We start from the raw sequence: 8,049 nt of genomic DNA on the forward strand, positions 1-8,049 counted from the left end.
TAGACCTGCCCCCACCGGCGCTGGTCCTTGCGCGCGAACGGCTCGAACACCTCCGCCGCGAACGCCTCCAACTCACCACGCACCAAAGCAATCTCGTCCGGAGTCACACACTCTCAACGCCACACCGGGCCACAAGGACACGCACCACCACAACCAACCTGACCAAGCCCTACTAGGGTCTCAGCCGCTCAACGGCATCGGAACGGAAGTCCTGCGCCACTGGAAGAAGCGGCTGGAGAAGGACCTCGGTCCGATCTCGATCCGCCTTGTCTGGGCGACGCTCTCCAGCATCCTCCAGGCCGCCGTCGAGGACCGTCGCCTCGGACGCAACCCGTGCCGCTCCAGCACGGTCGGCCCTCCAGCCGCCAACCCCGGCAGGGTCGAGGCGTGGCCGCCCGAACGGGTGCTGGCGGTACGGAACGCCCTGCCCGACCGCTACCGGCTACTCCTCGTGATCGGAGCAGGTCTCGGGCTCCGGCAAGGGGAGGCGCTCGGGCTCTCAGTGGACGACATCGACTTCGAGAAGGAAGTCGTTCACGTCCGGCGGCAGATCAAGATGGTGCGGGCGAAGCTCTGTTTCGCGCTTCCCAAGGGCCGCAAGGTACGGGACGTGCCGCTGCCATCCAGCGTGGCTCGGGCCATCCAGCAGCACACGGAGCAGTTCGCGCCGATCCCGGTCACGCTGCCTTGGGACGACCCGACTCCTGCCGAGACGGCGGTGGAAGCCAAACACCGGCGGCCGAGGACCTACAGCCTCTTGGTGACAGGACGCGAACGGAAGGCCATCAACCGGAACTACTTCAACTCCTACGTGTGGAAGCCCGCTCTGGCTGAGGCCGGCGTGATCGCTCCGCTGGAGGAGGGCAACACAAACGGCGCTCGCGTGTGGGAGCCATCCCGGGAGCACGGCTTCCACGCCCTGCGACACTTCTACGCCTCCGAGGAACTGGAGGCTGGCGAATCGGTCGTCTCCCTGGCACGCTGGCTGGGGCACTCCGATCCGGGGTTCACGCTGCGGAAGTACTCCCACTTCCTGCCCCGCGCCGGCGCACGGGGCAGCGCAGCCATCGACGCGATCTTCTCGTAGCCGTGGCCGGTCGTCGGAGCCCGTGGAGCGTGGCCCGTAGCCCGCCTCGGGCCCAAAGTCCCAGAGAAGTCCCAGAGATGCCGCCGCACCCCCTCCTGACCCGCTAAGCCGCAGGTCAGACCGGGTGCGGCGGCATCCTCAATCAAATGTCCCGGAACGTCTCGATCTGCGCCCCCACCGAGTTCAGCCGCTCCGCCAGCTCCTCGTAACCCCGGTTGATGACGTACACGTTGCGCAGCACCGACGTGCCCTCGGCCGCCATCATCGCCAGCAGGACGACCACCGCGGGGCGCAGCGCCGGCGGGCACATCATCTCGGCGGCGCGCCAGCGGGTCGGGCCCTCGACCAGGACGCGGTGGGGGTCGAGCAGCTGGAGCCGGCCGCCGAGGCGGTTCAGGTCGGTCAGATAGATCGCGCGGTTGTCGTAGACCCAGTCGTGGATGAGGGTCTTGCCCTGGGCGACCGCGGCGATGGCCGCGAAGAACGGCACGTTGTCGATGTTCAGGCCGGGGAACGGCATGGGGTGGATCTTGTCGATCGGCGCCTCCAGCTTGGAGGGCCGGACGGCGAGGTCCACCAGCCGGGTGCGGCCGTTGTCGGCGAAGTACTCGGGCGTGCGGTCGTGGTCGAGACCCATCTCCTCCAGGACCGCCAACTCGATCTCCAGGAACTCGATCGGCACCCGGCGCACCGTCAGCTCCGACTCGGTGACGACGGCCGCCGCGACCAGGCTCATCGCCTCGACCGGGTCCTCGGAGGGGGAGTAGTCCACGTCGACGTCGATGGTGGGCACGCCGTGCACGGTGAGCGTGGTCGTGCCGATGCCGTCGACCTTGACGCCGAGGGCCTCCAGGAAGAAGCAGAGGTCCTGGACCATGTAGTTGGAGGAGGCGTTGCGGATGACGGTGATGCCGTCGTGCCGGGCGGCCGCGAGCAGCGCGTTCTCGGTCACCGTGTCGCCGCGCTCGGTCAGGACGATCGGGCGGTCGGGGCTGACCGCCCGATCGACCTGGGCGTGGTACAGGCCTTCGGTGGCGGCGATGTCCAGGCCGAATCGGCGCAGCGCGATCATGTGCGGCTCGATGGTGCGCGTACCGAGGTCGCAGCCGCCGGCGTAGGGCAGTGTGAAGTGGTCCATGCGGTGCAGCAGCGGGCCGAGGAACATGATGATGGAGCGGGTGCGGCGGGCCGCGTCCGCGTCGATCGCCTCCAGGTTCAGCTCGGCGGACGGCACGATCTCCAGGTCGACACCGTCGTTGATCCACCGGGTGCGCACACCGATGGAGCCCAGCACCTCGAGGAGGCGGTACACCTCCTCGATGCGGGCGACGCGGCGCAGCACCGTGCGCCCCTCGTTGAGCAGTGAGGCGCACAGCAGCGCCACGCACGCGTTCTTGCTCGTCTTCACGTCGATGGCACCGGACAGCCGGCGCCCGCCGACGACGCGCAGATGCATCGGACCGGCGTAGCCGAGCGACACGATCTCGCTGTCGAGGGCCTCCCCGATGCGCGCGATCATCTCAAGGCTGATGTTCTGGTTGCCGCGCTCGATCCGGTTGACGGCGCTCTGGCTGGTTCCGAGCGCCTCGGCCAGCTGCGACTGCGTCCAGCCCCGGTGCTGCCGGGCGTCACGGATGAGCTTGCCGATGCGTACGAGGTAGTCGTCTGCCATGCGCTTGAGGTTATCTCAGATATGAGATGACCCCCGGCCGGAGGGGCCGAACGGGTGACGGGACGTCAAACCCGCCCGGTGTTCTCAGTGTCGTCGCGCCTTCGTGGTGCGCCGCCACCCGAAGGGTCCGGGCAGATCCATCGATGTCGTGCGACGTCCCGTGCTGCTGCGGGTGTGGCGCGGGCCGTTCCTTCCGCCGCCGGTGGTGATGGACCAGGAGCGCTTGTTGATGTTCAGGCGCACCCCCGGAAGGATCCGGAAACTCTTGCGGAACGTGAGCGGCATGCCTGTCTCCTCCTCCGTCGTGCGTGGGTACCCGGTTCGGATACCCGGGAAAAGGGCGCACATGACCGCACGGCGGACGCCGGGGCATGACCATCCGGCGCTCGTGTACTAGAGTTATCTCGACATCGAGATATCTGCCGAGAGAGACTCCAGTCGCCACCCCGGTAAGGGTTGCCTAACTTAGCCTCACCTTAGCGGATCGGCCAAGATGCCGTGGCGGCAGGATCGTGGTGGTACGCGCACATCAATGAAGGAGACTGTCGTGTCGGCGAACAGCTTCGACGCCCGCAGCACGCTGCAGGTGGGCGACGAGTCGTACGAGATCTTCCGGCTGGACAAGGTGGAGGGCTCGGCTCGCCTGCCCTACAGCCTCAAGGTCCTGCTGGAGAACCTGCTCCGCACGGAGGACGGCGCGAACATCACCGCCGACCACATCCGTGCCCTCGGCGGTTGGGACGCGCAGGCCCAGCCCAGCCAGGAGATCCAGTTCACGCCGGCCCGCGTGATCATGCAGGACTTCACCGGCGTTCCCTGTGTCGTGGACCTCGCGACCATGCGTGAGGCCGTCAAGGAGCTGGGCGGCGACCCGGCGAAGATCAACCCGCTGGCGCCGGCCGAGCTGGTCATCGACCACTCCGTCATCGCCGACAAGTTCGGCACGAACGACGCCTTCAAGCAGAACGTCGACCTGGAGTACGGCCGCAACAAGGAGCGCTACCAGTTCCTGCGCTGGGGCCAGACCGCCTTCGACGAGTTCAAGGTCGTCCCGCCCGGCACCGGCATCGTCCACCAGGTGAACATCGAGCACCTGGCCCGCGTCGTCATGGTCCGCGACGGCAAGGCCTACCCGGACACCCTGGTCGGCACCGACTCGCACACCACCATGGTCAACGGCCTCGGCGTGCTCGGCTGGGGCGTCGGCGGCATCGAGGCCGAGGCCGCCATGCTCGGCCAGCCGGTCTCCATGCTCATCCCGCGTGTCGTCGGCTTCAAGCTGACCGGTGAGCTCCAGGCCGGCACGACCGCCACCGACCTCGTCCTCACGATCACCGAGATGCTGCGCAAGCACGGCGTCGTCGGCAAGTTCGTCGAGTTCTACGGCGAGGGTGTCGCCGCCACCTCGCTGGCCAACCGCGCCACCATCGGCAACATGTCGCCGGAGTTCGGCTCCACCGCCGCGATCTTCCCGATCGACGACGAGACCATCAACTACATGCGGCTCACCGGCCGCAGCGAGCAGCAGCTCGCGCTGGTCGAGGCGTACGCCAAGGAGCAGGGCCTCTGGCTCGACCCGGCCGCCGAGCCCGACTTCTCCGAGAAGCTCGAGCTCGACCTGGCGACGGTCGTCCCGTCCATCGCCGGCCCGAAGCGCCCGCAGGACCGCATCGTCCTCGCGAACGCCGCCGAGCAGTTCAAGACGGACGTCCGCAACTACGTCGACACCGTGGACGAGGCCGGCCAGGAGTCCTTCCCGGCCTCCGACGCCCCGGCCGTCGCCCCGAACGGCGCCCCGTCCAACCCGGTCACCGTGACGGCCCCCGACGGCACGTCGTACGAGATCGACCACGGCGCGGTGACGGTCGCGGCCATCACCTCCTGCACCAACACCTCCAACCCGTACGTCATGGTCGCCGCCGCGCTGGTGGCCAAGAAGGCGGTGGAGAAGGGCCTGACCCGCAAGCCGTGGGTCAAGACCACCCTCGCCCCGGGCTCCAAGGTCGTCACCGACTACTTCGAGAAGGCGGGCCTGACCCCCTACCTCGACAAGGTCGGCTTCAACCTCGTCGGCTACGGCTGCACCACCTGCATCGGCAACTCCGGCCCGCTGCCGGAGGAGGTCTCCAAGGCCGTCAACGACCACGACCTCGCGGTCACCTCGGTCCTCTCCGGCAACCGGAACTTCGAGGGCCGTATCAACCCCGACGTCAAGATGAACTACCTGGCCTCCCCGCCGCTGGTCGTGGCCTACGCGCTCGCCGGCTCCATGAAGGTCGACATCACCCGGGACGCCCTGGGCGCCGACCAGGACGGCAACCCGGTCTTCCTGAAGGACATCTGGCCCTCCGAGGCCGAGGTGAACGACGTCGTCGCCAACGCCATCGGCGAGGACATGTTCTCCAAGTCCTACGCGGACGTCTTCGCGGGCGACGCCCAGTGGCAGGCGCTGCCGATCCCCACCGGCAACACCTTCGAGTGGGACGCCGAGTCCACCTACGTCCGCAAGCCCCCCTACTTCGAGGGCATGGCCCACGAGCCGGCCCCGGTCGAGAACATCTCCGGCGCCCGGGTGCTCGCCAAGCTGGGCGACTCGGTCACCACCGACCACATCTCCCCGGCCGGTGCCATCAAGGCCGACACCCCGGCCGGCAAGTACCTCACCGAGCACGGTGTGGAGCGCCGCGACTTCAACAGCTACGGCTCGCGCCGAGGCAACCACGAGGTCATGATCCGCGGTACGTTCGCCAACATCCGCCTGCGCAACCAGATCGCGCCGGGCACCGAGGGCGGCTACACCCGCGACTTCACCCAGGCCGACGCGCCGGTGTCGTTCATCTACGACGCCTCGCAGAACTACCAGACCGCCGGCATCCCGCTGGTCGTCCTGGCCGGCAAGGAGTACGGCTCCGGCTCCTCCCGCGACTGGGCCGCCAAGGGCACCGCGCTCCTCGGCGTCAAGGCCGTCATCGCCGAGTCCTACGAGCGCATCCACCGCTCGAACCTCATCGGCATGGGCGTCCTGCCGCTCCAGTTCCCCGAGGGACAGTCCGCCGCGTCCCTCGGCCTCACCGGTGAGGAGACCTTCGACTTCACCGGCGTCGAGGAGCTCAACAACGGCACCATTCCCCGCACGGTGAAGGTCACCACCGACACCGGCGTCGAGTTCGACGCAGTCGTCCGCATCGACACCCCCGGCGAGGCGGACTACTACCGCAACGGCGGCATCATGCAGTACGTGCTGCGCAGTCTGATCCGCAAGTAAGCGGACCGCCACGGCAGTTCGAGGGCCGCGTTCCCGGGTGACCGGGGGCGCGGCCCTCGCCGTTCGCGGGCGGACATCGCCTGTGCTCAGGCTGAACACAGGCCTCCGTGTGGGAGGCCCGTGCGGCGGACCGGGACCGCACCTGGCGACTGGTGCTCCCCGTCGACGCCCTGGACGCGTCCGCACTGGTGACCGGAGACGAGGCGGGTCTGCGCAAGGCCGTGGCGAACCTCCTCGCCAACGCCCGTGTCCACACCCCGTCCGGCACCATGGTCGTGGCAGCGGTGGAGAGCGCCGCCGATCGCCACGTGATCCGCGTCCGGGACGACGGGCCCGGCATCCCGTCGCACCTCCTCGCCACCGTCTTCGACCGCTTCACCCGTGCCGACGCCTCCCGCTCGCGCAGCAGCCCGAACGCCGGGGGATCGGGGCTCGGCCTGGCCGTCGTCGAGGCGATCGCGACCGCGCACGGCGGAGGGGCCCGGGTGCGCAGCGTCCCGGGGGCACACCGAGTTCACCCTGGAACTGCCGCCCGCGGCCGGACCCCTCTCGGAGCGACAGGCGTGGGGACTCTCCGAGCAGCGGTGAGGAGCCGCCGGTCACTCGCCCCGGTACTTCGCCGCCGCGGCCTGGGCGAGATCCTGGGACTTGTCCAGTGCCGCGTCCACCGACTGCTGCCCGGCGATGGCCGCGGCGATCTGCTCGGAGACCGCCGTACCCAGCACGGCGAACTCCGGGATGCCCAGGAAGCCGATGCCGTCGTAGGGGCGGGGGCCGACGCCCGGGTCCTTGGGGTCGGCGGAGTCCGTCGCCGCCGTGAACTCCTGCCGGTACCAGGCACCGGCCGCCTGCTGGTACGCGGGCTTCTCGTAGAGCGACATGCGGTTCCCGGCGGGCGCCGAGGTCCAGCCCACCTCCTGGCCGACCAGCTCCTGGAACTCCTTGGAGGAGGCCCAGGAGATGAACTCCCAGGCGGCGTCCTTGTTCTCGGAGGCCTGCTGGACGCCCCAGGCCCAGGTCCACAGCCAGCCGGCCTTGTCGGTCCTCTCGTGCGGGGCCGGGACGTAGCCCACCTTGCCCTTGACCGAGGAACTGTCGGCCTCGATCGACGAGGCAAGCGACGTGGCGTCGTACATCATGGCGCACTTGCCCTCGACGAAACGGTCCAGGATCTCCAGCACGCCCATGCGCTCGGCGCCGGGCTGGCCGTGGGTGCGGAGCAGATCGACGTAGAAACCGACGGCCTTCTTGAACTCCGGTGAGGTCAAACGGGCGTTCCAGTCCATGTCGTACCAGGCGCCGCCGAAGGTGTTGACGACCGTGTTGATCGGGGCGAGGTTCTGGCCCCAGCCGGGCAGGCCGCGCAGGCAGATGCCGCTCGCACCCTCGGAGCCGTCGACCCGGGCGGCGAGGTCGGCGACCTGCTGCCAGGTCGGGTCCGGCGGCATGGTCAGCCCGTCCTTGCGGAACAGGTCCTTGCGGTACATCAGGAAGGAGCCCTCGCCGTAGAAGGGCTCGGCGTAGAGCTTGCCGTCCTCCCCGGTCAGCGCGGACGCCAGGTTCGGGAAGACGTCGTCCTGGTCGAACTCCTCGTCGGCCTTCACATAGGAGTCGAGCGGGGCGAGCCAGTGGTTGTCCGCGTAGATCGGCACCTCGTACGCGCTGACGCTCGCCACGTCGTAGGTGCCGGCCTGGGTGGCGAACTCGCGGTTCATCTTCTCCCGCGCTTCGTTCTCCGGCAGCAGCGTGTAGTCGACGGTGATGCCGGTCTCCGCGGTGAAGTGCTTCTTGGTGAGCTTCTTGAGGGTCTGGATCTGCGGCACGTCCGTCGCGAGCACGCTGAGGTCGGCCTGCTCCTCGCCGCCGGGCAGATCTGCGCCACCGCACCCGGCGAGGACCAGACCGGCGGCGACCGCGAAGGCCACGGCCGCCTGGGTGAGCCGGCTGCGTTTCATGACTCCCCGCCCCATACCCATCTTTGCCATCTATTAGGCTCCGCAGGTCAAGACGGTGGAGTAGGTCTGC

5 protein-coding genes and 1 pseudogene are annotated in these 8,049 nt (G+C 68.9%); 3 read left to right on the plus strand and 3 right to left on the minus strand.

What is annotated here, in order from left to right; all coding sequences use genetic code 11:
* Nucleotides 1-403 precede the first annotated feature (403 nt).
* Entirely contained in the window at nucleotides 404-1,087 is a 684-nt protein-coding gene (locus ABZ281_RS27665; RefSeq protein ID WP_356659725.1) for a site-specific integrase, read from the plus strand.
* 142 nt (nucleotides 1,088-1,229) lie between these two features.
* On the opposite strand, the gene ABZ281_RS27670 is transcribed toward ABZ281_RS27665, so the two are convergent.
* Nucleotides 1,230-2,759 carry a UDP-N-acetylglucosamine 1-carboxyvinyltransferase gene (locus tag ABZ281_RS27670; RefSeq protein ID WP_356659727.1) on the minus strand — a complete coding sequence of 510 codons (1,530 nt, stop codon included), beginning with the start codon at nucleotides 2,757-2,759 and terminating at the stop codon, nucleotides 1,230-1,232.
* Nucleotides 2,760-2,843: 84 nt separating this feature from the next.
* The gene (locus ABZ281_RS27675; protein ID WP_356659729.1) at nucleotides 2,844-3,044 is read right to left on the minus strand and encodes a DUF4236 domain-containing protein; all 201 of its coding nucleotides are present in this window, start codon (nucleotides 3,042-3,044) and stop codon (nucleotides 2,844-2,846) included.
* Nucleotides 3,045-3,306: 262 nt separating this feature from the next.
* On the opposite strand from ABZ281_RS27675, the gene acnA reads away from it, so the two are divergent.
* Both acnA and ABZ281_RS27685 read left to right on the plus strand, forming a co-directional pair.
* Nucleotides 3,307-6,024 carry an aconitate hydratase AcnA gene (gene acnA / locus ABZ281_RS27680; RefSeq protein ID WP_356659731.1) on the plus strand — a complete coding sequence of 906 codons (2,718 nt, stop codon included), beginning with the start codon at nucleotides 3,307-3,309 and terminating at the stop codon, nucleotides 6,022-6,024.
* A 104-nt stretch (nucleotides 6,025-6,128) separates the two neighbouring features.
* Nucleotides 6,129-6,612 (plus strand): annotated as a pseudogene (locus ABZ281_RS27685) (ATP-binding protein); the annotation flags it as partial.
* 11 nt (nucleotides 6,613-6,623) lie between these two features.
* On the opposite strand, the gene ABZ281_RS27690 reads toward ABZ281_RS27685, so the two are convergent.
* Nucleotides 6,624-7,979, minus strand: coding sequence for a sugar ABC transporter substrate-binding protein (locus ABZ281_RS27690; RefSeq protein WP_356659733.1), 1,356 nt, complete (start codon nucleotides 7,977-7,979; stop codon nucleotides 6,624-6,626).
* Between the last annotated feature and the right edge of the window lie 70 nt (nucleotides 7,980-8,049).

It is taken from the genome of Streptomyces sp. NPDC006265 (assembly GCF_040613555.1).
GTDB lineage: Bacteria > Actinomycetota > Actinomycetes > Streptomycetales > Streptomycetaceae > Streptomyces.